Raw genomic sequence first — 24,085 nt, forward strand, 5'->3', positions numbered from 1 at the left:
TGTCTGGAGGAATGAGCCTCAGGATTTGCGACCGCTTCGCGCTGGATCGGCGAGCTGGTGCAGGCTGGCAAAGGGTTTGCTGATCACCGGACCATCGGTTGAAATAGGCGTTGCCTGATTGACCACACCTCACCCCGAGAGCCAGCCAATGACCGACCGTATGCCGCAACGCACCGACTACCGCCACTTCCAGCCCATCATCACGCGCTGGCACGACAACGATGTCTACGGTCATGTGAATAACGTCACCTACTACAGCTTCTTCGACACGGCGGTGAACACCTATCTGATCGAAGAGGGCGGCCTGGATATCCACGATGGCGAAGTGGTGGGCTTCGTGGTGAGTTCGGCCTGCGACTATTTCGCGTCGATCGCTTTTCCCGAACGCATCGAGATCGGCTTGCGCGTCGGCAAGCTGGGCAACAGTTCGGTGCAGTACGAGTTGGCGGTGTTCAAGGCGGGGGAAGCCGATGCCTGCGCGGCGGGGCGCTTTGTGCATGTGTTCGTCGATCGGGCATCGAACCAGCCGGTAGGGATTCCTGCCGGGCTGCGTGCGGCGCTGGAACGCTTGCTGGTGTGAAGCACAAAAAAGACCGCAGCCTTCGGGGAGCTCCTTGGGGTTCATCCCGGGGGTGATGATGAACCCTGTCTGGTAGGCGCTGCCGTCTGGCTGCGGTCGTTGTGGTCAGCAGGCCGCGACCTTTTCAGGTCTTAATCGTCGTCGTGCCAGTGACGTTTGTGCTTGCGATGCCCATAGGCATGGCCACGACCGCGGTGACCGTCGCGGTAGTAACGACGGTCGTCGTCCCGATCACGGTAGCGGCGGTCGTCGCGATCGCTGGAGTTACCCATGTGGTTGCCCAACGCACCGCCGACGCCACCACCTGCTGCTGCGCCGATCAGGCTGCCAGTGGTGCCCCCCATGCTGCGACCGACCACGTTACCGCCGGCTGCGCCCAGCGCACCACCGATAGCGGCTTCGCCACGGCTGCGTCTGTCGGCGCCCACGGCACTGCCGCCCGCGCCGCCCAGGGCTGCACCGATGGTGGAGCCGGTGCTGCCACCAATCGACTGACCGACGACCGAGCCTAGAACCCCGCCCAATGCGCCACCCACACCTGCTTCAGTGGTGCCGCCGGCAGAGGCGATGCCGCTGACCAGGCCAAGGGACAACAAGAGAATCGAGGAGAACTTCATAGAGGAGCCTCAAAGGGATGACGGCGCGATCCTGAGGCTGTGGCGGGGCGCTTACAATCGAAATCCGACGAATAGCACGAGTTGTACACAATCCCGTAACTTATTGTTTTTAGTAGGGAACTTATCCCGTTTTTGCGAGTCTGTAGCTACTTGGAAAAGGCCGCTTTCGTAGGAAAGCGGCCTTTTTTGTGCCTGCGATTTCGCCGCTGCTGGAACCGCTGTCTGACTGTAGCCGCTGCCACAGGCTGCGATCGGCTCCGCAGGAGGCGTTGCTCTCGAGGGCCCTGTAAGGCGCTGCGCGCCTTATCGCAGCCTGCGGCAGCGGCTACAGGGAATCAGGCCGACCGGGCCATGATCAAGCCGCTGTTGCTGGCCGCTTCCAGGCGGATCGCGATGAACTTCGAGGTCGGGGTATGGCTGCCGTCCCCGGTGCTTTCCAGCGGCACCAGCGGGTTCACTTCCGGGTAGTAGGCCGCTGCCTGTCCCGCCGGAATATCGAAGGCCAGCAGGGTGAAACCCTTGACCCGACGCTCGCGGCCGTCATCCCACAACGAAACGATGTCGGCTTTCTGCCCCGGCTTGAAGCCCAGGCGGATGATGTCGGCCTCGTTGACGAACAGCACGTCGCGCTGGCCCTTCACGCCACGATAGCGGTCGTCCAGGCCGTAGATGGTGGTGTTGTACTGATCGTGGGAGCGCATCGACTGCATGATCAGGTCCGGCAACTGCCCGGTGGCGCGGGTGCGTTCGTGCAGCAGATCCTTGGGCAGCAGGTTCGGACGGAAATTGGCGCGGCCCGACGGAGTGTTCCAGCGCCGCGCGCCGGCCGAGTTGCCGAGGTAGAAGCCGCCAGGGTTTTTCACTCGCTCGTTGAAGTCCTTGAAGCCGGGAATGGTGTCGGCGATCAGGTCGCGGATACGGCTGTAATCGGCCACCAGCCAGTTCCAGTCAACCGGGTGGCTACCCAGGGTGGCGGCAGCGATGCCGGCGAGGATCGACGGCTCGGAACGCATCTGCGGCGACAGCGGCTGCAATTGGCCGTTGGAGGCGTGAACCATGCTGAAGGAGTCTTCCACGGTCACCGCTTGCGCGCCTTCGCTCTGCAGGTCGATGTCGGTGCGGCCCAGGCACGGCAGGATCAACGCTTCCTTGCCGTGGGACAGGTGGCTGCGGTTGAGCTTGGTGCTGATCTGCACGGTCAGGTCGCAGTTGCGCAGGGCCTGGAAGGTCCGTGGGCTGTCCGGGGTGGCCTGGGCGAAGTTGCCGCCCAGGCCGATGAAGACTTTCGAGCGGCCTTCGAGCATGGCGTGGATCGCCTCGACCACGTTATGGCCGTTCTCGCGCGGCACCTTGAACTGGAAGCGTCGCTCCAGGGCGTCGAGGAAGGCCACCGGCGGCTGTTCGTTGATGCCCATGGTGCGGTCGCCCTGCACGTTGCTGTGGCCGCGCACCGGGCACAGGCCGGCGCCCGGACGGCCGATATTGCCGCGCAGCAACATCAGGTTGGCGATTTCCTGGATGGTCGGCACCGAGTGGCGATGCTGGGTGATGCCCATGGCCCAGCACATGATCACGTTCTTGCCCTTGGCGTACATGCGCGCCGCGCGCTCGATCTCCACCAGGGTCAGGCCGGACTGCTCGACGATCTCGTCCCATGGGGTGTCGTCGATGACGCTCAGGTAATCCAGCACGGCGGCGGTGTGTTCGTTGAGGAAGTCGTGATCGAACACCGACGGCGCGCCAGTCTTCTGGGCGTCGCGTTCCCATTGCAGGAGGAATTTGGCCATGCCGCGCACCACTGCCATGTCGCCGCCCAGGGCCGGGCGGAAGTAGGCGGTGTTGGTCGGCTTGTTGCCGTTGGTGAGCATTTCGATCGGGTGCTGCGGATGCTGGAAACGCTCCAGGCCACGCTCTTTCAGCGGGTTGATGCACACCACCTGGGCCCCGCGTTTCACTGCTTCACGCAGCGGTTCGAGCATCCGCGGGTGGTTGGTGCCGGGGTTCTGGCCCCAGACGAAAATCGCATCGGCATGCTCGAAGTCGTCGAAGGTCACGGTGCCTTTGCCGACGCCGACGCTTTGCGCCAGGGCTACGCCGCTGGCCTCGTGGCACATGTTCGAGCAGTCGGGGAAGTTGTTGGTGCCGTAGGCGCGCACGAACAGCTGGTACAGGTACGCCGCTTCGTTGCTGGCGCGGCCCGAGGTGTAGAACTCGGCCATGTCCGGGCTGGGCAGCGCTCGCAGGTGCTTGCCGATCAGGGCGAAGGCCGCTTCCCAGCTGATGGGCTTATAGCGATCGGTCTCGGCGTCGTAGCTCAGGGGCTCGGTCAGGCGGCCTTGGTATTCGAGCCAGTAGTCGCTCTGCTCCAGCAGCGAGCTGACGCTGTGCTTGGCGAAGAACTTGCCATCCACGCGGCGTTTGGTGGCTTCCCAGTTCACCGCCTTGGCGCCGTTTTCGCAGAACTTGACCATGCCGCTTTCCGGCGAGTCGCCCCAGGCGCAGCCCGGGCAGTCGAAACCGCCGTTCTGGTTGGTCTTGAGCATCATGCGGATGTTTTTCAGTGCGTTGTCACTCGTCAGCCAGGCCTGGGCGACGCTGATGAGCGCGCCCCAGCCGCCGGCCGGACCCTTGTAGGGCTTGTAGCGCGGGGTGGGTGTCTGGTCGGCTTGATGATGAGTGGTCACGCTTGTTTCTCCATCGCAGGGCTATAGACCCGTGGCGCACTTTTTTGCGGCAGGTGAATGAGGTTGAGGTTGTGCCGGCGTGCCCATTGCAGGGCCAGGCCGGTGGGCGCCGACAGGCTGACCAGGGTCTGGATGCCGGCGCGCAGGACTTTCTGGATCAGCTCCAGGCTGCAGCGGCTGGTGACGATGGCCACGCCGCCGGCAGTGGCTATGTTCTGGCGGATCAGCGCGCCGATCAGCTTGTCCAGGGCGTTGTGCCGACCGATATCTTCACGGCCCAGCAGCAGCTCGCCCTGGGCGTTCATGAACACCGCCGCATGCACCGCGCCGGAATGCTGGCCCAGGGGCTGGAAGGCGCTGATGCGCTGGCGCAGGCCATCGAGCCATTGGGCCGGCGGCAACGGCGCGCCGGGCAGCACCTTGAGGTCCGGCAGGGCCTGCTCCACGGCTTCCACGCCGCACAGGCCGCAACCGCTGGTACCGGCCAGTTGCCGGCGTTGCTGCTTGAGGTTCCAGAAGGCGCGGCTGGAGATCTGGACCTGGGCGTACTGGGCCGAACCGCTGCCGCTCAGTTGCAGGTCATAGATGTCCGAGGCGTCGCCGATGATGCCGCTGCCGAGGCTGAAGCCGACGATGAAGTCTTCCAGGTCGCTGGGGGTGACAAGCATCACGGCCTGGCTGATGCCGTTATAGGCGATCGCCAGCGCGACTTCCTCGGCGAGCGCGGTGCTGGCCGATTCCGAGTGGTCGAGATTGCTGTAGCGGTAGTTCTGACTGGCGGCGGGCGCGGGCGTTTTCGCAGTGGGCGTCGCGCAAGCCGGGCGCTGGGGTTTCATGGGGCATCACCGGCGGAATATCCAGCCCTAAGACTAAGCGCGTCAAAGTGTCGCGTCTAATTGCTAGTACTGATGTGCCGATAGATGCCGTCGATCAAGACTCGCTCGGTGATTTCTGCTGCAGGGCGAAGCAAGCCTCGGCCAGGGCCGAGCGCGGTGCGCTGCGGCGCATGATCAGGCCCAGGTGCGCCAGGGTGTTGGCGTCTGCTATGGGCTGCAGGCGCAGGTGTTCGGTGAGGGCTTCCAGGCCGCCGTCCAGCGGCATGATCGCGCAGCACAGGCCGCCATGCACGGCTTGCAGCAGTTGATGCACGGCATCGGTCTGCAGCAGCGGTTGTGGGGTGAGGCCGCGACTGTGGAAGTTATGGTCGATGGACTGGCGAAAATGCATGCCGCTGGTCAGCATGCCCAGCGGCAGTTCGATCAAGGTCTCCCAGCTCAGGGGCTGCTCGCCGAAGCTGAAGAAGCGTTGATCGTAGAGCAGGCCCATGCGGGTTTCGCCGAGGGCCAGGGATTCGAAGCGTTCGCCGTCCAGGCGCTCCAGATAGGAGACGCCGATATCCAGGCGATTGCTCGCCAGCTGTTCGAGGATCTGCTCGGAACTCAGCGCCGACAACTCGAAGCGCAGGTTCGGGTGCGCCTGGTGCAGGCGCTGCATCAGCGGCAGCGGGTCGAAGCTCGACAGCGGGACCACCCCCAGGCGCAGGGTACCGACCAGATTGCCGCGACAGGCGGCCGCCTCGGCCTGTAGCCCGTCGTAGGCGGCCAGCACACTGCGGGCCCAGGCCAACACCCGTTCCCCCGGGGCGGTGAAGCCCTCGAAACGCTGGCCGCGGTTGACCAGCGGCAGCTCGAGTTCCTCCTCGAGGTTGCGCAAGCGCATGGACAGGGTCGGCTGGGTGATGTGGCAACGCGCGGCGGCCTGGCCGAAGTGGCGGGTTTCGTCGAGAGCGATGAGGAATTTCAGCTGTTTGATGTCCATCTTCGCTTCCTGGGCGCGGGGGGAGGCGATTCTAACGTGCTTGCCATGCACAGAGTCATTGGTCGATTTTGAACCTCGTCTCTCAGGGCTGGTCTAGTCTTTCGCGTCTGGACCTATTAAACCCAAGGAGTGTGCACCATGAGTATTTTTAGCTTTGTGAAAGAAGCGGGCGAAAAGCTTATCGATTTGTTGACGCCGGGTAATGCCAATGCGGGCGAACAGCTGAAGGCGCACATCGCCAAGGTCGGCCTGGGTAACCCCAACGTCCAGGCTACCGTGGAAGGTGACAAGGTCATCGTGACCGGCGAAGTGGCCAGCCAGGAAGAGAAGGAAAAGATTCTGCTGGCCGTGGGCAACATCGAAGGTGTCGGCAGCGTGGACGACCAGATCACCGTCACCGGTCCTGTGGCTGCTGCCGCGCGTTTTGTCACCGTGAAAAAAGGCGACACCCTCAGCGCCATTTCCAAGGCCGTGTACGGCGACGCCAACAAGTACAACAAAATCTTCGAGGCCAACAAGCCGCTGCTGTCGCACCCGGACAAGATCTATCCGGGCCAGGTACTGCGTATCCCCGAGTAAGGCTCGGTCTGTAGCCGCTGCCGAAGGCTGCGATAAGGTCCGAAGGACCTTCGGACCGTTTCACGGTCGATCGCAGCCTGCGGCAGCGGCTACAGGGTTGCTCTACAAGCCTTCGATCAATTCTCGATAATCCCCCAGCGCGGCAAACTCCGCCGTGTCTTTCGGCCCCTTGCGGCTGTCCGGTTCACTCACCGCCAACAAATGGGCCACACCGAAATCCCGCGCACTGCGCAGGATCGGCAGGGTGTCGTCGATAAACAGGCTGCGTGCCGGATCGAAGCCGATATCCGCTTGCAGCGCGTCCCAGAACTGCGGGTTCTCCTTGGCGAAGCCGTAATCGTGGGAGCTGATCAAACGTTCGAAATAGGGCGCCAGCTCGACTTTTTCCAACTTCAATGACAACGAGTCGCGGTGCGCATTGGTGATCAGCACCACACGCTTGCTGGCCTGCTTGATCGCCGCGAGAAAGGTATCGGCGTCCGGGCGCAGGGCGATCAGGTGGGCGGTCTCCAGCTTCAGTTCGCGCACCGGCAACTTCAGTTCGGCGCTCCAGAAGTCCAGGCAATACCACTGCAATTGTCCGGCGTTACGCTCGAACAGTGGCTGCAGTTCCATTTCCGCCATGGCGCGGCTGACGCCATGCAGCTCGGCGTAGCGCTGGGGCAGGTGCTCCATCCAGAAGTGATTGTCGTAGTGCAGGTCCAGCAAGGTACCGTCCATATCCAGCAGAACGGTATCGATGTCGCGCCAGGGCAGTGAAGGCATGGAAAACGTCTCGAACGGTAGAAAGATATCCGACACAAACAATCGGGAAAGCCGCGTTATAGTAGCGCGTTCACGCCAAGGAGCCTTTTATGCGCCAGAAACCCACCGTACTCGCCCGCGAGATCGTCGCCACCAGCCGTCTGTTTTGCGTCGAAGCGGTGCAGTTGCGCTTTTCCAACGGTGTGGAGCGCACCTACGAGCGCCTGGTGGGCAAGGGCGCGGGCTACGGCGCGGTGATGATCGTGGCGATGCTCGATGCCGATCACGCAGTGCTGGTCGAGGAATATTGCGGCGGCACCGACGCCTACGAGCTGTCGCTGCCCAAGGGCCTGATCGAGCCCGGCGAGGATGTGCTGGCGGCGGCCGAGCGTGAGCTCAAGGAGGAGGCCGGTTTTGGCGCGCGGCAGCTGGAGCACCTGACCGAGCTGTCGTTGTCCCCCGGCTACATGAGCCAGAAGATCCAGGTGGTGCTGGCCACCGACCTCTACGAAGAGCGGCTGGAGGGCGACGAGCCCGAGCCGATGCGCGTGGACAAGATCAACCTGCGCGAGCTGTCGAGCCTGGCGCAGAACCCGCAATTCACCGAGGGCCGCGCCCTGGCCGCGCTGTACCTGGCCCGCGACCTGCTGACCCAGCGCGGCGCCTTTCAAGCATGAGCGAACAATCGATGAATTTTCCCCACCCATTGCTGGCGCCGGTGATCGACCTGGCCTTGAAGGCCGGTGAGGCGATCCTGCCGTTCTGGCGCGCCAACGTCGCCGTCACCAGCAAGGCCGACGAGTCGCCGGTGACCGCGGCCGACCTGGCGGCCCACCACCTGATCGTGCAAGGCCTGACCGCGCTGGATCCGAGCATCCCGGTGCTCTCCGAAGAAGACGCCGATATCCCTCAAGACGTGCGTGCCGGCTGGCAGCGCTGGTGGCTGGTGGACCCGCTGGACGGTACCAAGGAATTCATCTCCGGCAGTGAAGAGTTCACCGTCAATATCGCCTTGATCGAAGAAGGTCGGGTGGTGTTCGGCGTGGTGTCGATGCCGACCAGCGGTCGCTGCTATTTCGGCGGCGCCGGCCTCGGTGCCTGGCGCGCGGACAAGGGCGAGGCGCCGGTGGCGATCCACGTGCGTGACAGTCTGACGGCGGGCGAAGCCTTCACCGTGGTTGCCAGCCGTCGGCATACCAGCCCCGAGCAGGAACGTCTGCTGGCCGGCCTGAGCGCGACCCTGGGCGAGTTGCAGCTGGCGAATATCGGCAGCTCGTTGAAGTTCTGCCTGCTGGCCGAAGGCGCGGCGGATTGTTATCCGCGACTGGCACCGACTTCGCAGTGGGACACCGCGGCGGCCCAAGGTGTGCTGGAGGGCGCTGGAGGCGAGGTGCTGGATCTCGGTGGCGCGCCGTTCTGCTACCCGGCGCGGGAGTCGCTGCTCAATGGCTTCTTCCTGGCGCTGCCGGCCAAGGCCGCATGGCGTGGGCGCTTGCTGGAGCTGGCGCGGGGCTGAGGGCGAGCGCTTTGCGCTCGATCGCGAGCAAGCTCGCTCCTACACCGGACAGCGTCATTTCGTGGTGTGCACCGGCCCTGTAGGAGCGAGCTTGCTCGCGAAAAAATCTACCGGTGCAACACGTATTGCCCGGTAAAGCGCACCGCATCTTCATCGCTGCCGGCATTCACCACCCGGGTGTGCAGGATCAGCCGCGCGCGACCGTAGCGCTCATACATAGTCACGAACCTGTGCCACACCTCTTCGCTCGGCGCGGCGCAGATGGCCGTGGCGTCGCTGGTCACCGGCAGCGGGTAGTTGATCTGCCCTTCCTGAATCACGATGTGCCCGTCGTCGATCCCCGCTTCTTTCAATCGCAGGTGCAGCCAGCCCCAGCCGGCCAGCACCGCGCCGCAATACAGGCTGCCGCCGAACATGGTGCTCTTGTGGTTGACGTTGGCTTCCAGCGGCAGTTGCAGGCGCAGCTCATGTTCGCGCCAGTCGAGCACTTTCAGGCCCATGTCCCGCGTCAGGGGAATGTCGTGATGGAGGATGGATTCCAGGTGACGACTGTCGCGGTTCATGCAGGGCCTCGGTTGTGAAGATGGTGCTTTAACAAGATTAGTCGGCATCGCTCAATCGATGTCGTCGCCGCCGGAACTGGCGCCGCTGTCGCCGAAGCTCAGGCCGTGTTTGCGCAGTTTGTCATGCAGGGTCTTGCGTGGAATACCCAGGGCTTCGGCGAGGCTGCGCAGCGAGTTGTGGGAGCGTGCCAGCTCGGCGGCGATCAGGCTCTTTTCGAAGTTTTCCACCTGTTCGCTCAGGCCGCCCTCGACCACCGTCGGCGCCGGCTGCGAGGAGCCGCCATCCGCCGCGCTGTTGTCCAGGGCCAGCTCCAGGCCGAGGGCGAAGCGTTCGGCGGCGTTCTGCAGTTCGCGCACATTGCCCGGCCAGCTGTGGCGCAGCAGCAGGGCGCGCTGCCCCGGTTGCAGTTCGTGGGGCGGTAGGCCGTGGCGGGCGCTGGCCTCGTCGGCGAAATACTGGAACAGCAGCAGGGCGTCTTCGCCGCGCTCGCGCAACGGTGGAATACGCAGCGGCGCGACATTCAGGCGGTAGTACAGGTCGGCGCGGAAGCGTCCCTGGTCGGCCGCCTGGCGCAGGTCTTCCTTGGTCGCGGCGATGATGCGGATGTCCAGCGGGATCAGTTGATTGCCGCCCAGGCGTTCCACCACCCGCTCCTGCAGCATGCGCAGCAGCTTGACCTGTACGTCCAGGCTCATGCTTTCGATTTCATCGAGGAACAGCGTGCCGCCGTTGGCGAATTCGAACTTGCCGATGCGGCGTTTCTGCGCGCCGGTAAAGGCCCCCGGCTCGTGGCCGAACAGTTCGCTTTCGACCACCGATTCGGCCAGGGCGCCAGCGTTGATCGCCACGAACGGGCCATTGCGCCGGCTCGACAGGTCGTGCAGCGCCCGCGCCACCACTTCCTTACCGGCGCCGGTCTCGCCGAGGATCAGCACGTCGGCCTTGGTCGCCGCCAGGGCGCCGATCTGCTCGCGCAGACGCAGCATCGGCGCGGACAGCCCGACCAGCCGCGCGCTGAGTTCCTGGCGATCGCTCAGGGCCAGGCGCAAGCTGCGGTTGTCCAGGACCAGGCGCCGCAGGGCCAGCGCCCGGCGCACGCTGTCGAGCAGGGCATCGCTGGCGAAGGGTTTCTCCAGGAAGTCGTAGGCCCCGGCGCGCATCGCCTGCACCGCCAGCGGCACGTCGCCGTGGCCGGTGATCAGCAGCACCGGCAGCTCAGGGTCCTGGCCGTGCAGTTCGCTGAGCAGTTCGAGACCGTCCATGCCGGGCATGCGGATGTCGCTGACCACCACCCCCGGCCAGTCGCGCTCCAGGCGCGCGGCCAGGCCCTGGGCTTCGCCCAGCGGCAGAATCTTCAACCCCGCCAGGTCCAGGGTCTGGCTCAGGGCCTGGCGCAGGTGCGGATCGTCGTCGATCAACACCACCTGCACGTCACTGGTGATAGCTGTACTCATACGCTGCGGTCCTCGGACGGTTGCAGGCTCACTCCCGGCGCGCCGGCGCGCAGCCGCAGGGTAATCAGGGCGCCGCCTTCGCGGTGGTTGGAGAACGACAGTTCACCGCCAAAGGCGCGCATCAGGGTGTCGCAGATCGCCAGGCCCAGGCCAAGGCCCTGGGTACGGGTCTTGGTGGTGTAGAAAGGCTCGCCGGCGCGGCCCAGGGCCTCCATGCAGAAGCCCGGACCGTTGTCGCGAATGTACAGATTGACGCCCGTGGCGGTGGATTCGGCACTCAGCCAGAGTTTGCGCGGCGGGCCTTTTTCGGTCAGCGCGTCCAGGGCGTTGGCCAGCAGGTTGCCGAGCACCTGGCGCAGCCGCGTCTCCCCGGCCTCGACCCACAGGGTGGCCGCCGGCAGGTCGCGGATCAGCTCCACTTCCATCGCCCGTCGGCGCTTGGCCAGCAGCGCCAGGGCATCGTCCAGCGCCGGTTGCAGGGCAACGCTTTCCGGTGCGTGGCGGTCGCGGCGGGCAAAGGCGCGCAGGTGGGCGATGATCGAGGCCATGCGCCCGGTCAGCTCGCTGATCAGCTTGAGGTTGCCGCGGGCGTCCTCGGTACGCTGGTGGTCCAGCAGCACCTCGGCGTTTTCCGCGTAGCTGCGGATTGCCGCCAGCGGCTGGTTGAGCTCATGGCTGATGCTCGCCGACATGGTGCCCAGGGCCGAGAGCTTGCCGGCCTGCACCAGGTCGTCCTGGGCGCGCACCAGTTCCTGCTGGGCGTGCTCGCGCTCCAGCACTTCCTGCCTGAGGCGGCGGTTGAGGCCTTCCAGGTCGCTGGTACGTTCGGCCACGCGCATTTCCAGCTCGCGCCGGGCCTTGGCTTCGAAGGCAATGCGTTCCAGGTAATGGCGACGGCGCTGCATCATCAGCCCGAGCAGCAGCATCAGCACCAGCAGCGTGGCGCCGCCCACCGCCACCACCGTGCGCACCGGACGGTCGATCAGGGTGCGCGGGGCAAGGATGCTCACGCTCCAGCCGGTTTCGTCGATCTGCCGGGTCTGGGTCAGCCAGGCGCTGGAGTCGAGGTTCAACGGCCGCGGATCGCGGGTCGGGTAGGGCTGGATGGCGACTATGGCCTTGCTTTCGTCTTCGCTCAGCGGGCGGGTCGAGCGGAAACGCCATTCCGCCCGCGAGGTGAGAATCACCACGCCATTGTGGTCGGTGACCACCAGTTGCTCAGGGGTCTTGCCCCAGAGGCTTTCGGTGTGGTCCAGGTCGACCTTGACCACCAGCACGCCAATGATTTTCTCGCCCTTGCGCACGGCGGCGGCGAAGAAATAACCACGCTTGGCCGAGGTGGTGCCCAGGCCGAAGAAACGCCCCAGGCGCCCGGCCATGGCCTCGCTGAAATACGGACGGAAGGAGAAGTTGCGGCCGACAAAACTGTCGTGCTTGTCCCAGTTGGACGCCGCCAGGGTGTTGCCGGAGGTGTCCATCAGGTACATCACTTCGGCCCCGGTCTGGGCGCTGATGTTTTTCAGCAGGCGGTTGGCGTTGCCCTGGGTCACCCCGTCGTCCGGCGCCCCGAGGACCGCGCGCAGCGCCGGCAGCTCGCCGAGAATCTGCGGCAGCACTTCATAGCGGTGCAGGGTGCCCAGCAGGTTGGCAACGTAGAGGTCGAGGGTCTGGCGGTTCTGCCCTGCCAGTTCGCTGCGGTAATAACGCTCGGCCAGATGCTCCAGCGGCCACAGCAGCGGCGCCAGGCACAGGGCCAGCAAAGCCAGGCTACGCCAGCGGGGGCGTCGGGGGAGAGGTGGGGTCATGGGGGACATGCGCCTGTGGGTACAGGCGCATTATGCCTAGGCCTGACCGGCAAGACACTCGTGCAATGCGCTGCGCCACTGCGGCTGGCGCACGCCCCACTCGCGCGCCAGGCGGCTGCAGTCGAGGCGGGAGTTCAGGGGCCGCGGCGCGGGTGTCGGGTAGGCGCTGGAGGGGATCGCCTCCAGGGTCGCACAGGCCTTGCCCTGGGCCAGCAGGTGTTCACCGATGGCCTGGGCGAAGCCGAACCAGGAGGTCTCGCCAGCAGCGGTCAGGTGGTAGGTCCCCCATGCTTCTGACTGGCCCGCCTGCCAGCGCTCGATCAGGGCAGCGGTGCTGGCGGCGATGGTGCTGGCCCAGGTCGGCGCACCGATCTGGTCGGCCACCACGCGCAAGTGCGGTTTTTCCTGCAGCAGGCGTTGCATGGTCAGGAGGAAGTTCTTGCCGGTGTTCGAATACACCCAGCTGGTGCGCAGGATCAGGTGCGCGCCGCCGGCCGCGCTGATGGCCCGTTCGCCGGCGAGTTTGCTCTGGCCGTAGACGCTCAGCGGGTTGGGTTCATCGTCTTCGGTGTAGGGCGCCTGCTTGCTGCCGTCGAAGACATAATCGGTGGAGTAGTGAATCAGCGGGATCCCCAGTTCCCGCGCTTCCTCGGCAAACACCCCGGGAGCGCTGGCATTGATCGCAAAGGCCAGCTCCGGTTCGCTCTCGGCCTGATCGACGGCGGTGTGGGCGGCCGCGTTGATGATCAACTGCGGGCGCAGGTTGCGCACCTGCTGGCGAATGGCATCCGGTTGCGTCAGGTCGAGCAGGCCGCGCCCGGGCACGATCAATTCGTGCTGGTTTCCCAGGCATTGTTGCAGGGCTTGGGAAACCTGGCCGTGCTGGCCGCTGATCAGGATCTTCAACCGGCCGCTCATGGGAACAGCTCTGCTTCGCTGAGCAGCTTGCCGGCCTGGTCCTTGGCCGAGAGCTGCGCCGGGCCTGTGAGTTGCCAGTCGATGGCCAGGGTCGGATCGTCCCAGCGAATGCAGCGTTCGGACGCCGGCGTGTAGTAGTCGGTGGTCTTGTAGAGGAACTCGGCGTACTCGCTCAGCACCACAAAACCATGGGCGAAGCCTTCCGGTACCCACAGCTGGCGATGGTTATCCGCGGACAGCCGCACCCCGACCCATTTGCCGAAGTGTGGCGAACTGCGGCGGATGTCCACCGTGACGTCGAGCACTTCGCCGGCGACCACCCGCACTAGCTTTCCCTGGGTATTTTCGATCTGGTAGTGCAGGCCGCGCAGAACGCCTTTTTGCGAACGCGAATGGTTGTCCTGGACGAACTGGGTGCTCACGCCGGTCGCGGCTTCGAACGCCTTGGCATTGAAGCTCTCGTAGAAAAAACCGCGCTCGTCGCCAAACACCTTGGGCTCGATGATCAGCACGCCGGGCAGTTCGGTGGCCAGGACCTTCATTGGGTTTCTCCCGCCAGGCTGTAGAGGTATTGGCCGTAGCCGGTCTTGCCGAAGTACTTGGCGTGCTCGAGCAAGTGCTCGCGGTCGATCCAGCCCTGGTTGTAGGCGATTTCCTCGAGGCAGGCGACTTTCAGGCCCTGGCGGTGCTCGATGGTCTGCACATACTGCGAGGCTTCCAGCAGGCTGTCGTGGGTGCCGGTGTCGAGCCAGGCGAAGCCACGGCCGAAACGTTCGACGCTAAGGTCGCCGCGTTGCAGGTAGGCATTGTTGACGTCGGTGATTTCCAGTTCGCCGCGTGCCGAAGGCTTGACCGCCTTGGCGATGCTGACCACCGAGTTGTCGTAGAAATACAGGCCGGTCACGGCATAGCTGGACTTGGGTTGCGTAGGCTTTTCTTCGATCGACAGGGCATTGCCCTGTTCGTCGAAATCGATCACGCCAAAGCGCTGCGGGTCCTTGACCCAGTAGCCGAAGACCGTCGCTCCGGAAGGTTTCGCCGCGGCGTTCTGCAGCTTCTCGGTGAAGTGCTGGCCGTGAAAGATGTTGTCGCCGAGGATCAGGCACACAGGGTCGTCGCCAATGAATTCCTCGCCGATCAGGAACGCCTGCGCCAGGCCGTCCGGCGACGGTTGTTCGGCGTAGCTGAAGCGCACCCCGAACTGGCTGCCGTCACCCAGCAGGTTGCGGTACTGCGGCAGGTCCTGGGGGGTGGAAATCAGCAGGATGTCCTTGATGCCGGCCAGCATCAGCACCGAGATCGGGTAATAGATCATCGGTTTGTCGTAGACCGGCAGCAGTTGCTTGGACACACCCAGGGTGATCGGGTGCAGGCGGGTGCCCGAGCCACCCGCCAGAACGATACCTTTCATCATGCGATCAGATCCTTGAAGTCAGTGAAGCCAAGCCGTTGCCCTTGATAGCTGCCGTCCTGTACGTGCTGGCACCATTCCAGGTTGTCCAGGTACCACTGCACGGTCTTGCGCAGGCCGCTGGCGAAGGTTTCTTGCGGCACCCAGCCCAGTTCGCGCTCGATCTTGCCGGCGTCGATGGCGTAGCGCAGGTCGTGGCCGGGGCGGTCCTGGACGAAGGTGATCAGGTCGGCGTAGTGCTGCACGCCTTCGGGTTTGCGGGGCGCCAGTTCTTCCAGCAACTGGCAGATGCCGCGCACCACATCGATGTTCTTCTGTTCGTTGTGGCCGCCGATGTTGTAGGTCTCGCCGACCACGCCTTCGGTCACCACCTTGAGCAGGGCGCGGGCGTGGTCTTCGACGAACAGCCAGTCGCGCACTTGCAGGCCGTTGCCGTACACCGGCAGCGGTTTTCCGGCCAGGGCGTTGAGGATCACCAGCGGGATGAGTTTTTCCGGGAAGTGGAACGGCCCGTAGTTGTTCGAGCAGTTGGTGACCAGTACCGGCAGGCCGTAGGTGCGCTGCCAGGCGCGGACCAGGTGGTCGGACGCGGCCTTGCTGGCGGAGTAGGGCGAGCTGGGGGCGTAGGGCGTGGTTTCGGTGAACAGGTCGTCGACGCCGTGCAGGTCGCCGTACACCTCGTCGGTGGAAATGTGGTGGAAGCGGAAGGCGCTTTTCTCTGCCGGCGGCAGGGCCTGCCAGTAGGCGCGCGTGGCTTCCAGCAGGCTGTAGGTGCCGACGATGTTGGTCTGGATGAAGTCCGACGGGCCGTCGATGGAGCGGTCGACATGGGACTCGGCGGCCAGGTGCATGATCGCCTGGGGCTGGAAACGCTCAAGCAGGGCGCTGACGGTGGCCTGGTCGACGATATCGGCCTGGACGAACTCGTAGCGGGTGTCGCTGGCGATGCTCGACAGCGACTCCAGGTTGCCGGCGTAGGTCAGCTTGTCGAGGTTGAGCACTTCGTGTTCGGTGTTGCGGATCAGGTGGCGAATCAGCGCCGATCCAATAAAACCGGCACCGCCGGTAACGAGAATGCGCATATGGGTAGGCCTTCTTCCCTAAGACATGGAGTCGCAAATGGAGCATAGCTTGTCGGCAGCCAGCGGCCGCTGCAAGGGGCGCCGACGTCTGGCCCGGGTATTCGCATCCTGTTTACCTTCCTGGCGGCGGTGAAGCCCTTGTCGACTGCCCGGGCCGGGGGGTTGCGTAACGCCTGGCGCAGTGGCGATATACGCATCTGACAATAATTCCAGGGGTCGTTCCATGTTGCTCGCCACGTTGATTCATCGCGCCAGTCTGCCCGGTCCGCAGGTCACCCCACAGCAGGCGCTGGACCTGCTCGAGGTGCATTACGGCCTTGGCGGCACGCTGCAATCCTTGGGCAGCCAGCAGGATCTCAACTACCGGCTCGACAGCCCCCAGGGGCGGTTTGTCCTGAAGATCTGCCGTGGCGACTACGCCGCCCTGGAACTGCAGGCCCAGCATGCGGTGCTCAAGCACCTTGGCAGCCACCCCGAACTGCACGTCCCCCGAGTGATCCCGGCGAAGAACGGTGCCGACCTGCTGTCCCTGGAGCTCGATGGCCAGCCGGTGCATGTGCGGCTGCTCGACTACATCGAAGGCCAGCCGCTGACCCACCTCAAGCACCTGGGCCCTGAGCTGGCAGCCGGCTTCGGCCGCTTGTGCGGGCAGATGGACCTGGCCCTGGCGGACTTCCAGCACCCAGGACTTACGCGCACCCTGCAATGGGACGCGCGTCACGCCCATAGCCTGATCAAGCACCTGTTGCCGGTGATCGCCGATGAACAGCAGCGCAGCCTGATCACCGAAGTGGCCGAGCAGGCCGAGCGCCGTGTGCAGCGCCTGGCCGAGCAGTTGCCCGTGCAGGCGATCCATTTGGATATCACTGACGACAACGTGGTCTGGCAGCGTGATGCCCAGCGTCACTGGCAGGTGCAGGGGGTGATCGATTTCGGCGACCTGATCCGCACCTGGCGCATCACCGACCTGTCGGTGACCTGCGCGGCGTTGCTGCACCATGCCGAGGGCGATCCGTTGTGCATCCTGCCGGCGGTCCGCGCCTATCACGCGGTCAATCCGTTGCAGCAGGCCGAGTTGCTGGCGCTGTGGCCGCTGATCGTGGCCCGCGCCGCGGTGCTGGTGCTCAGCGGCGAACAGCAGGTGAGCATCGACCCCGGCAACCAGTACAGCCGCGACAACCTGAGCCATGAATGGGAGATCTTCCGCGTCGCCACCTCGGTGCCGTTCGAATTGATGGAAGCGGCCATCCTCGGGGCTGTGGGCCAGACGCTGCCAGCCATCGCCAGCGAAGGTTTCGCGCCCTTGTTGCCGGGCCTGGTGGGGCGCGAGTTCGCCCTGATCGACCTGGGCGTGCTCAGCCCGCACTTCGAGGCCGGCAACTGGGAGCAGCCGGAGATCGATACCCAGCTGTTGCAGCAGGCCGCGGCGGCCCATGGGCTGGCAGCCAGTCGTTACGGGCAGTACCGCCTGTCCCGGACCTGCCCGGACAGTGCCGTCGAGCCGGACACCTTCCCCTTGCATGTGCAGTTGCAGGTGCCGTCGGGCACCGCGGTCGAAGCGCCTTTTGCCGGGGTGCTGCACCGCGCCGCCGATGGTGCGTTGCGCCTCGACGGCCCGCAATTGAGTGTGCGGCTGTGGGGCGTTACGCCCTCGGTGCATACCGGCGCGGCGTTGGTCAAAGGCCAGGTGCTGGGGGCGGTGGACGGTGGGCTCAAGGTCCAGCTGTGCCGTGGTGCGCAGCTCGATCCGCCGCTGTTCTGCACGCCCTCGCGAGCCCTGGCATGGCAGGCGCTGTGCCCTTCGCCGGCGGCGCTGCTGGGCCTGGCCTGCGACGCCGAGCCGGAGCTGGACCCGCAAGCCCTGCTGGCGCGGCGCGACGCCAGTTTCGCCCGCATGCAGAAGCACTATTACCTCGACCCGCCGCGCATCGAGCGCGGCTGGCGCAACCACCTGATCGACATGCAGGGCCGCTCCTACCTGGACATGCTCAACAACGTCGCGGTGCTCGGCCACGGCCACCCGCGCATGGCCGCCGAGGCCGCGCGCCAGTGGTCGCTGCTCAACACCAACTCGCGTTTCCACTACGCGGCGATTGCCGAGTTCTCCGAGCGTCTGCTGGCGCTGGCGCCGGACTCCATGGACCGGGTGTTCCTGGTCAACAGCGGCAGCGAGGCCAACGACCTGGCGATCCGCCTGGCTTGGGCCTACAGCGGTGGGCGCGACATGCTCAGCGTGCTGGAGGCCTATCACGGCTGGACGGTGGGCGCGGACGCGGTGTCCACCTCGATCGCCGACAATCCCCAGGCCCTGAGCAGCCGCCCGGACTGGGTGCACCCGGTGACCGCGCCCAATACCTATCGCGGCGAGTTCCGCGGCCAGGACAGCACCCCGGACTATGTGCGCAGCGTCGAACACAACCTGGCCAAGCTGGCGGAGCAGAATCGCCAGTTGGCCGGTTTCATCTGTGAACCGGTGTATGGCAACGCCGGCGGCATCGCCCTGCCGCCGGGTTACCTGGAGCAGGTCTACGCGCTGGTCCGCGCCCGGGGCGGGGTGTGCATCGCTGACGAGGTGCAGGTCGGTTACGGGCGCATGGGCAAGTTCTTCTGGGGCTTCGAAGAGCAGGGCGTGGTGCCGGACATCATCACCATGGCCAAAGGCATGGGCAACGGCCAGCCGCTGGGGGCGGTGATCACCCGCCGGGAGATCGCCGAAGCGCTGGAGGCCGAAGGTTATTTCTTCTCCTCGGCCGGCGGCAGCCCGGTGAGTTGCCGGATCGGCATGGCGGTGCTCGACGTGATGCAGGAAGAAAGACTCTGGGAAAACGCCCAGCGGGTCGGCGATCACTTCAAGCAGCGCCTCGAAGCCCTGATCGACCGTTATCCGCTGGTGGGCGCGGTGCATGGCTCGGGGTTCTACCTGGGCCTGGAGCTGATCCGCAATCGCCAGACCCTGGAACCGGCCACGGAGGAGACCGCCCTGCTCTGCGATCGCCTGCGCGAGCTGGGAATCTTCATGCAGCCCACCGGCGACTACCTGAACATCCTCAAGATCAAGCCGCCGATGGTCACCACGCGCCAGAGCGTCGACTTCTTTGTCGACATGTTGGCCAAGGTGCTGGACGAGGGGCTCTGAAGCTCCTGATCCGGTCATAACCGGATCGCGAGCAAGCTCGCTCCTACAGGTTGGCNTAGGAGCGAGCTTGCTCGCGATAGCGCCAGAACAGACAACCCCATCCCCAGAACGATCCGATAAATACCGATAACAATCGGTATTTATCGGGTTTTATTTTTGTATTTATATCTTTATGGCTTCTAAAGTCGATTTTTATCGGTTATAAATCCCTCCCAGTCAGGACCCGGTCAAGCCGCGTCCGGCCTTTCCCCTTTCTGTCATCGGCCGATGCCACCATCGGTCCTTTGCTGCTGCCCAGGAGATGATTCATGAGCCGTATCCTTACCGTCGCCGCAACCCAGATGGCCTGTTCCTGGGACCTCGAAGCCAATATCGAGACCGCCGAAAAGCTGGTTCGCGAGGCCGCCGCCAAAGGCGCGCAGATCATCCTGATCCAGGAACTGTTCGAGACCCCGTACTTCTGCCAGAAGCCGAACCCGGACTACCTGCAGCTGGCCACCCCGGTGGAAGGCAACGCGGCCATCGCCCACTTCCAGAAGGTCGCCCGCGAGCTGCAGGTGGTGCTGCCGATCAGCTTCTTCGAGCTGGCCGGGCGTGCACGTTTCAACAGCATCGCGATCATCGACGCCGACGGCAGCAACCTCGGGATTTATCGTAAAAGCCATATCCCGGACGGCCCCGGTTACCACGAAAAGTACTACTTCAACCCGGGCGACACGGGCTTCAAGGTGTGGAACACCCGCTACGCGAAAATCGGCGTGGGCATCTGCTGGGACCAGTGGTTCCCCGAGTGCGCCCGCAGCATGGCGCTGCAAGGCGCGGAAATCCTGTTCTACCCGACCGCCATCGGCAGCGAACCCCACGACAAGAGCATCTCGTCCCGCGACCACTGGCAGCGCGTGCAACAAGGCCATGCCGGCGCCAACCTGATGCCGCTGATCGCCAGCAACCGCATCGGCAACGAAGAGCAGGACGGCTATGACATCACCTTCTACGGCTCGTCGTTCATCGCCAACCAGTTCGGCGAGAAGGTTGAAGAACTGAACGAGACTGAAGAAGGTATTCTTGTCCACAGTTTCGACCTCGACGAGCTGGAACACATTCGCAGCGCCTGGGGTTCGTTCCGCGACCGTCGGCCGAACCTGTACAGCGCGATCAAAACCCTCGACGGTTCCCTGGAGTCCTGAACCCATGACCACTTTGCACAGCACCCCTCGCGCCGACGGCTTCTACATGCCAGCCGAGTGGGCGACGCAGACCCAGACCTGGATGATCTGGCCCGAGCGCCCGGACAACTGGCGCCTGGGCGGCAAGCCGGCGCAAGCCGCGCACGTAGCGGTGGCCAAGGCCATCGCCCGCTTCGAACCGGTGACCGTGGCCGTGTCCGCGGGCCAGTATGAAAACGCCCGGGCGCGGCTGCTGGATGCGCCGAATATCCGCCTGGTGGAGATGTCCAGCGACGACGCCTGGGTCCGGGATACCGGCCCGACCTTCGTCATCAACGACAAGGGCGAAGTCCGTGGCGTGAACTGGGACTTCAACGCCTGGGGCGGTTTCGACGGCGGCCTGTATTCGCCGTGGAACCGTGACTCGCAGGTGGGCGGCAAGATCCTCGAGATCGAGCGCAGCCCGCGTTACCGCACCGAGGGCTTCGTGCTCGAAGGCGGCTCGATCCATGTCGACGGCGAAGGCACGGTGATCACCACCGAAGAGTGCCTGCTCAACCGCAATCGCAACCCGCACATGAACCGCGCCGAGATCGAAGCGGTGCTCAGCGCCAACCTGGCTGTGGATAAGGTCATCTGGCTGCCGGATGGCCTGTACAACGACGAAACCGACGGCCATGTGGATAACTTCTGCTGCTACGTGCGTCCGGGCGAAGTGCTGCTGGCCTGGACCGACGACCCGCAGGACCCGAACTACCCGCGCTGCCAGGCGGCGCTGAAAGTGCTGCAAGACAGCACCGATGCCAAGGGTCGCCCGTTCACAGTGCACAAGATGCCGATTCCGGGGCCGCTGTACGCCACCGAAGAAGAGTGCGCGGGCGTCGACCCGGTGGACGGCACCCAGGAGCGCAATCCGTCGGTGCGCCTGGCCGGTTCCTATGTGAATTTCCTGATCGTCAACGGCGGCATCATCGCCCCGAGTTTCGACGACCCGCTGGATGCCCAGGCCAAGGAAATTCTGCAGAACCTGTTCCCGCAACACGAAGTGGTGATGGTGCCGGGGCGCGAGTTGTTACTGGGGGGCGGAAATATCCATTGCCTTACCCAACAGCAACCGGCGCCGCACAAGGTTTGAGTGTTGTTGTAACAGCCTGTGACGCCTGATTGGCAGGCTGTTACATGGATCCAATCCGGCGTCGCCCGGCGAGCCCGCAGCCCTTATGGACTGCGGGTTTTTTTATATCCGAAAGCCAGCAATCACGGGACCTTGGCATAGCTCTTGTATCTCTTGAGAGGTCACTCTGAGGCCGGTGGAACTGCGATGTTCTGTCATAAACCTTGGATAAGTTAGCCGCTCACAAACCGGGAGAGAGCGCTGGAGATGAATATGGTCAGCGAGCGGACTTCACATCCCTTGGCAATGAATAGCGAATCGCTTCAGGTTCTGGCGCGATGGTTGAAGTCCAATGGAACGCGACAGGTCCGGGAAACCGACCCGCGCCGGATGATCCTCGATCGTTACCCAGCTGGTTTGTTCAGCGAGGCGGAACTCGAAGCGTTGTGGGATGTGTTGGAAGGATAGGCAAACAACGGATTGGTAAAGGCGCTGCCCGGATGGCAGCGCTTTTTTTTGCGCGGGTTTTGTCGGAGGGGATCGGCGACCCTTGCTTGCCTGTGATGGCAACATCGGGGTTTGTCTGATGCATCGCGTTATCCTTCATCGCGAGCAAGCTTCGCTCCTACAGGATTGGGGGCTTCTGTAGGAGCGAGGCTTGCCCGCGATAAGGACAGCGCGGTCTGGCTGATGCCCGCGTATCCGCTTAAAAGCTGTAGGTACCGGTCACCACCAGGCTGCGTGGATCGCCGAACTGGATCTGCCCGGCGCTGGTGGCCGAGGAGTAGTAAGTGCGGTCGCTGATGTTGTTCAGCGCGGCCCGCAGGTCCCAGTCCTTCTGCCGGAAGCCGGCCAGGGCGTCCCAGCGGCCATAGCCTGGAAGCATCACGGTGTTGGCGTTGTCGGCATAACGATCACCCACCAGGGTCAGGCCGGTCTCGGCGTACCAGCCCATTTCCGGTTTCCAGGTCACGAACAGGCTGCCATTGCGCTTGGCCACGTTGTTCACCCGGTTACCTTCGTCACCGTTATTGCTCTTGACCACGGTCGCGTCCTGCAGGCCGATGCCACCGCGTAGCGACCAGTTGCCGACGATCTTGCCGGCCGCGGTCAGCTCCACGCCGCGTGAGCGCTGCAGGCCGGTCAGCAGGATCACGTTGGGGTCTTCCACGCTGCGGCTACGACGGTTGTAGAGCTCCAGCTCATAGACCGCCAGGGTGGTGCTGAAGCGGTCGTCGAGCCAGTCGCTCTTGACCCCGATCTCCTTCTGCCGGGTGCGTTCGGGGCTCAGGTCGTTGGTGTTGCCGTTGGCGTTCGGGGTGATGCCGATCAGGCCACCGCCGACGGGGGAGAAGCTCTTGCTCCAGGAGGCGTAGAAGGAGTGGTTCTCCAGCGGGGTCCAGACCACACCCAGGCGCGGGCTGGTGCTGTGGCTGTCGCGGTCGTCCTTGCGATCCAGGAGCTTGTTGTGGGTCTCGACGTTGAAGTTGTCGTAGCGCAGGCCGGCGAGCACTTGCCACTGATCGTTCAGGCGCAGTTGGTCCTGGACATAGACGGCGCGGCTTTCCACCTCGCTGTGGTTGTAACTGGACGCCACCATTTTCCCGGTGTGGCGCAGGTTTTTATCCGGGTTGAACGGGTCCAGGGACGGCACGGCCTGGCCACCGGCGCTGACCGCCGCTGCGGTGTAGAGCTTCGGATCGCGTCGCTGGCTGCCCAGCTCGACACCCGTCAGCACCCGGTGCTCGAGGCCGAAGGTATCGAAGGTGCCTTCCACTTCGAGGTTGTTGTAGAGGTTGCGGGTGTTCAGGTCCTGCTGCCAGCGCTGGCGGTTCACCCGCTTGGTGCGGCTGTCGTAGCCGGTCTGGTAGGTGTTGTCGAAGTCGCTGTTGAGCTTGAACAGGCTCAGGGTATGGCGCAGTTGCCAGTTGTCGTTCAGCTCATAGCTGAGCTTGGAGCGCAGGGACTGGGACTTGTCGTCGATGTAGTCGCGCTTGTCGCCGTAAGTGGTGTCGCGACTCACGTCCGCCGGGCGCCCGTCGATCCCCGGGATGCCGCGGTCCGGCGTGCGGTTGTAGCGGCTGTATTCGTATTGCACCAGCCAGTTCAGGTCCGGCGTCAGCTGCCAGCTCATGGACGGCGCGAACAGCTGGCGACTGCCGCTGACGCCATCGCGGAAGCTGTTGTTGTCCTGGTTGCCCATGTTCAGGCGCAGGCTGATGTTCTCGCTGGGGTCGGCGCTGAGGTCGGCATACAGGCTGCGCAGGTCTTCGCTGCCGCCTTTGACTTCGACGCTGGAGTGGCGGCCGAACTGCGGCAGCTTGCTCACCCGGTTGACGATCCCGCCCTGGCTGCCACGGCCGTAGAGCACCGCCGCCGGGCCCTTGAGCACCTCGATGCGCTCGATGTTGTGCAGGTCGCGCACGTACTGGCTGTCGTCCCGGACGCCGTCGAGGTAGAAGTCGTTGCTGGCGTCGAAACCGCGAATGCGCAGGCTGTCGAAGCGGGTGTCGGCGCCACTGCTGACGTTGGGAATGCCGCTCAGGGCCGTGCCCAGGTCGTTGATGCCGTAGTCCAGCACGTTGCTGGTCTTCACCGAGTCGATGGCTTGCGGCACGTAGCGCACCGGCGTGGCGGTGCGGGTCGCGGTGCTGACTTCCTTGACCCTTGGGTCGTCGGCATCGACTTCTGCGCTGATGGCGGTGGCCGGCAGGGTGGTCGGGGCGGCGCAGGTGAAACCGGCGGTCAGCGAGGCGCAAAAGCCAAGGGTGAGGGGCGTCAGGCGGAAGGGGGCAGGCATGAAAAAAACGCATCCAGAAGGGGGAAAGAAACAATCGGCGCGAATGATAATGCTTGCTATTTGCTTTAGTTAATTATTCCTGAAAAGTTCCCGGAGT

At 64.4% G+C, this 24,085-nt stretch carries 21 protein-coding genes; 8 read left to right on the plus strand and 13 right to left on the minus strand.

Features of this window, described 5'->3' with window-relative positions:
• The first annotated feature begins 148 nt into the window (after positions 1 to 148).
• Entirely contained in the window at positions 149 to 580 is a 432-nt protein-coding gene (locus tag ACTJKT_RS22735; RefSeq protein WP_440788664.1) for an acyl-CoA thioesterase, read from the plus strand.
• A gap of 131 nt (positions 581 to 711) precedes the next feature.
• On the opposite strand, the gene ACTJKT_RS22740 is transcribed toward ACTJKT_RS22735, so the two are convergent.
• From ACTJKT_RS22740 to ACTJKT_RS22755, 4 genes are all read right to left on the minus strand, one after another.
• Positions 712 to 1,197 carry a glycine zipper domain-containing protein gene (locus ACTJKT_RS22740; protein WP_440788665.1) on the minus strand — a complete coding sequence of 162 codons (486 nt, stop codon included), beginning with the start codon at positions 1,195 to 1,197 and terminating at the stop codon, positions 712 to 714.
• A gap of 335 nt (positions 1,198 to 1,532) precedes the next feature.
• Positions 1,533 to 3,881 (minus strand): FdhF/YdeP family oxidoreductase, encoded by a 2,349-nt coding sequence (locus tag ACTJKT_RS22745; RefSeq protein WP_440788666.1) that lies wholly within the window; start codon positions 3,879 to 3,881, stop codon positions 1,533 to 1,535.
• Positions 3,878 to 4,717: a formate dehydrogenase accessory sulfurtransferase FdhD gene (gene fdhD, locus ACTJKT_RS22750; protein ID WP_440788667.1), complete on the minus strand. Its 840-nt coding sequence runs from the start codon at positions 4,715 to 4,717 to the stop codon at positions 3,878 to 3,880. Before fdhD ends, ACTJKT_RS22745 begins: the two co-directional genes overlap by 4 nt.
• Positions 4,718 to 4,811: 94 nt before the next feature.
• Positions 4,812 to 5,699, minus strand: a complete 888-nt coding sequence (locus tag ACTJKT_RS22755; protein WP_440788668.1) for a LysR family transcriptional regulator — start codon at positions 5,697 to 5,699, stop codon at positions 4,812 to 4,814.
• A 138-nt stretch (positions 5,700 to 5,837) separates the two neighbouring features.
• Between ACTJKT_RS22755 and lysM the strand changes: the two genes are divergently transcribed.
• Positions 5,838 to 6,278: a peptidoglycan-binding protein LysM gene (gene lysM, locus ACTJKT_RS22760; protein ID WP_440788669.1), complete on the plus strand. Its 441-nt coding sequence runs from the start codon at positions 5,838 to 5,840 to the stop codon at positions 6,276 to 6,278.
• 102 nt (positions 6,279 to 6,380) lie between these two features.
• On the opposite strand, the gene yrfG is transcribed toward lysM, so the two are convergent.
• On the minus strand, positions 6,381 to 7,043 hold the full coding sequence (gene yrfG / locus ACTJKT_RS22765) for a GMP/IMP nucleotidase (protein ID WP_440788670.1): 663 nt from the start codon (positions 7,041 to 7,043) through the stop codon (positions 6,381 to 6,383).
• Between the two features lie 89 nt (positions 7,044 to 7,132).
• Between yrfG and nudE the strand changes: the two genes are divergently transcribed.
• Together nudE and cysQ are read left to right on the plus strand one after the other, a co-directional pair.
• A complete protein-coding gene (gene nudE, locus ACTJKT_RS22770; RefSeq protein ID WP_007931715.1) occupies positions 7,133 to 7,699 on the plus strand; it encodes an ADP compounds hydrolase NudE in 567 nt (188 codons plus the stop codon).
• Between the two features lie 11 nt (positions 7,700 to 7,710).
• Positions 7,711 to 8,538 carry a 3'(2'),5'-bisphosphate nucleotidase CysQ gene (gene cysQ / locus ACTJKT_RS22775; protein WP_440788671.1) on the plus strand — a complete coding sequence of 276 codons (828 nt, stop codon included), beginning with the start codon at positions 7,711 to 7,713 and terminating at the stop codon, positions 8,536 to 8,538.
• 107 nt (positions 8,539 to 8,645) lie between these two features.
• Here the strand turns inward: cysQ and ACTJKT_RS22780 are convergent, their stop codons facing one another.
• From ACTJKT_RS22780 to rfbB, 7 genes are read right to left on the minus strand one after another with little or no spacing between them, the layout of a single operon-like run.
• Positions 8,646 to 9,101: a YiiD C-terminal domain-containing protein gene (locus tag ACTJKT_RS22780; protein ID WP_025808406.1), complete on the minus strand. Its 456-nt coding sequence runs from the start codon at positions 9,099 to 9,101 to the stop codon at positions 8,646 to 8,648.
• Between the two features lie 51 nt (positions 9,102 to 9,152).
• Positions 9,153 to 10,556, minus strand: coding sequence for a sigma-54-dependent transcriptional regulator (locus tag ACTJKT_RS22785; protein ID WP_440788672.1), 1,404 nt, complete (start codon positions 10,554 to 10,556; stop codon positions 9,153 to 9,155).
• Positions 10,553 to 12,361, minus strand: coding sequence for a sensor histidine kinase (locus ACTJKT_RS22790; protein WP_023970035.1), 1,809 nt, complete (start codon positions 12,359 to 12,361; stop codon positions 10,553 to 10,555). The genes ACTJKT_RS22785 and ACTJKT_RS22790 overlap by 4 nt, the downstream gene beginning before the upstream one ends.
• A 36-nt stretch (positions 12,362 to 12,397) precedes the next feature.
• On the minus strand, positions 12,398 to 13,279 hold the full coding sequence (rfbD, locus tag ACTJKT_RS22795) for a dTDP-4-dehydrorhamnose reductase (protein WP_440788673.1): 882 nt from the start codon (positions 13,277 to 13,279) through the stop codon (positions 12,398 to 12,400).
• A complete protein-coding gene (gene rfbC, locus ACTJKT_RS22800) occupies positions 13,276 to 13,821 on the minus strand; it encodes a dTDP-4-dehydrorhamnose 3,5-epimerase (RefSeq protein WP_063427800.1) in 546 nt (181 codons plus the stop codon). The genes rfbD and rfbC overlap by 4 nt, the downstream gene beginning before the upstream one ends.
• On the minus strand, positions 13,818 to 14,693 hold the full coding sequence (gene rfbA, locus ACTJKT_RS22805; RefSeq protein WP_440788674.1) for a glucose-1-phosphate thymidylyltransferase RfbA: 876 nt from the start codon (positions 14,691 to 14,693) through the stop codon (positions 13,818 to 13,820). Before rfbA ends, rfbC begins: the two co-directional genes overlap by 4 nt.
• Positions 14,690 to 15,772 carry a dTDP-glucose 4,6-dehydratase gene (gene rfbB, locus ACTJKT_RS22810; RefSeq protein ID WP_440788675.1) on the minus strand — a complete coding sequence of 361 codons (1,083 nt, stop codon included), beginning with the start codon at positions 15,770 to 15,772 and terminating at the stop codon, positions 14,690 to 14,692. The genes rfbA and rfbB overlap by 4 nt, the downstream gene beginning before the upstream one ends.
• Before the next feature lie 223 nt (positions 15,773 to 15,995).
• Between rfbB and ACTJKT_RS22815 the strand changes: the two genes are divergently transcribed.
• The 4 genes from ACTJKT_RS22815 to ACTJKT_RS22830 all read left to right on the plus strand — a co-directional run bounded on the left by ACTJKT_RS22815 (position 15,996) and on the right by ACTJKT_RS22830 (position 21,656).
• On the plus strand, positions 15,996 to 18,908 hold the full coding sequence (locus ACTJKT_RS22815; RefSeq protein ID WP_440788676.1) for an aminotransferase: 2,913 nt from the start codon (positions 15,996 to 15,998) through the stop codon (positions 18,906 to 18,908).
• 308 nt (positions 18,909 to 19,216) lie between these two features.
• Entirely contained in the window at positions 19,217 to 20,095 is an 879-nt protein-coding gene (aguB, locus tag ACTJKT_RS22820) for an N-carbamoylputrescine amidase (protein ID WP_440788677.1), read from the plus strand.
• 4 nt (positions 20,096 to 20,099) lie between these two features.
• Positions 20,100 to 21,209, plus strand: coding sequence for an agmatine deiminase (gene aguA, locus ACTJKT_RS22825; RefSeq protein WP_106696271.1), 1,110 nt, complete (start codon positions 20,100 to 20,102; stop codon positions 21,207 to 21,209).
• A 246-nt stretch (positions 21,210 to 21,455) separates the two neighbouring features.
• Positions 21,456 to 21,656, plus strand: a complete 201-nt coding sequence (locus ACTJKT_RS22830; protein ID WP_025808394.1) for a hypothetical protein — start codon at positions 21,456 to 21,458, stop codon at positions 21,654 to 21,656.
• Between the two features lie 238 nt (positions 21,657 to 21,894).
• Here the strand turns inward: ACTJKT_RS22830 and ACTJKT_RS22835 are convergent, their stop codons facing one another.
• Positions 21,895 to 23,988, minus strand: a complete 2,094-nt coding sequence (locus tag ACTJKT_RS22835; RefSeq protein ID WP_440788678.1) for a TonB-dependent receptor — start codon at positions 23,986 to 23,988, stop codon at positions 21,895 to 21,897.
• Between the last annotated feature and the right edge of the window lie 97 nt (positions 23,989 to 24,085).

The sequence above is a fragment of the Pseudomonas sp. 22526 genome (genome assembly GCF_052044735.1).
Classification (GTDB): domain Bacteria; phylum Pseudomonadota; class Gammaproteobacteria; order Pseudomonadales; family Pseudomonadaceae; genus Aquipseudomonas; species Aquipseudomonas piscium.

Excerpts from the sequence above, each read along its gene's own strand:
- yrfG (WP_440788670.1), bottom strand. The coding sequence starts at position 7,043 with ATGCCTTCACTGCCCTGGCGCGACATCGATACCGTTCTGCTGGATATG.
- aguA (WP_106696271.1), top strand. The coding sequence starts at position 20,100 with ATGACCACTTTGCACAGCACCCCTCGCGCCGACGGCTTCTACATGCCA.
- nudE (WP_007931715.1), top strand. The coding sequence starts at position 7,133 with ATGCGCCAGAAACCCACCGTACTCGCCCGCGAGATCGTCGCCACCAGC.
- ACTJKT_RS22735 (WP_440788664.1), top strand. The coding sequence starts at position 149 with ATGACCGACCGTATGCCGCAACGCACCGACTACCGCCACTTCCAGCCC.
- ACTJKT_RS22835 (WP_440788678.1), bottom strand. The coding sequence starts at position 23,988 with ATGCCTGCCCCCTTCCGCCTGACGCCCCTCACCCTTGGCTTTTGCGCC.
- ACTJKT_RS22740 (WP_440788665.1), bottom strand. The coding sequence starts at position 1,197 with ATGAAGTTCTCCTCGATTCTCTTGTTGTCCCTTGGCCTGGTCAGCGGC.
- rfbC (WP_063427800.1), bottom strand. The coding sequence starts at position 13,821 with ATGAAGGTCCTGGCCACCGAACTGCCCGGCGTGCTGATCATCGAGCCC.
- rfbD (WP_440788673.1), bottom strand. The coding sequence starts at position 13,279 with ATGAGCGGCCGGTTGAAGATCCTGATCAGCGGCCAGCACGGCCAGGTT.
- aguB (WP_440788677.1), top strand. The coding sequence starts at position 19,217 with ATGAGCCGTATCCTTACCGTCGCCGCAACCCAGATGGCCTGTTCCTGG.
- cysQ (WP_440788671.1), top strand. The coding sequence starts at position 7,711 with ATGAATTTTCCCCACCCATTGCTGGCGCCGGTGATCGACCTGGCCTTG.
- ACTJKT_RS22830 (WP_025808394.1), top strand. The coding sequence starts at position 21,456 with ATGAATATGGTCAGCGAGCGGACTTCACATCCCTTGGCAATGAATAGC.
- ACTJKT_RS22780 (WP_025808406.1), bottom strand. The coding sequence starts at position 9,101 with ATGAACCGCGACAGTCGTCACCTGGAATCCATCCTCCATCACGACATT.
- ACTJKT_RS22815 (WP_440788676.1), top strand. The coding sequence starts at position 15,996 with ATGTTGCTCGCCACGTTGATTCATCGCGCCAGTCTGCCCGGTCCGCAG.
- fdhD (WP_440788667.1), bottom strand. The coding sequence starts at position 4,717 with ATGAAACCCCAGCGCCCGGCTTGCGCGACGCCCACTGCGAAAACGCCC.
- ACTJKT_RS22785 (WP_440788672.1), bottom strand. The coding sequence starts at position 10,556 with ATGAGTACAGCTATCACCAGTGACGTGCAGGTGGTGTTGATCGACGAC.
- ACTJKT_RS22790 (WP_023970035.1), bottom strand. The coding sequence starts at position 12,361 with ATGACCCCACCTCTCCCCCGACGCCCCCGCTGGCGTAGCCTGGCTTTG.
- lysM (WP_440788669.1), top strand. The coding sequence starts at position 5,838 with ATGAGTATTTTTAGCTTTGTGAAAGAAGCGGGCGAAAAGCTTATCGAT.
- ACTJKT_RS22755 (WP_440788668.1), bottom strand. The coding sequence starts at position 5,699 with ATGGACATCAAACAGCTGAAATTCCTCATCGCTCTCGACGAAACCCGC.
- rfbB (WP_440788675.1), bottom strand. The coding sequence starts at position 15,772 with ATGCGCATTCTCGTTACCGGCGGTGCCGGTTTTATTGGATCGGCGCTG.
- rfbA (WP_440788674.1), bottom strand. The coding sequence starts at position 14,693 with ATGATGAAAGGTATCGTTCTGGCGGGTGGCTCGGGCACCCGCCTGCAC.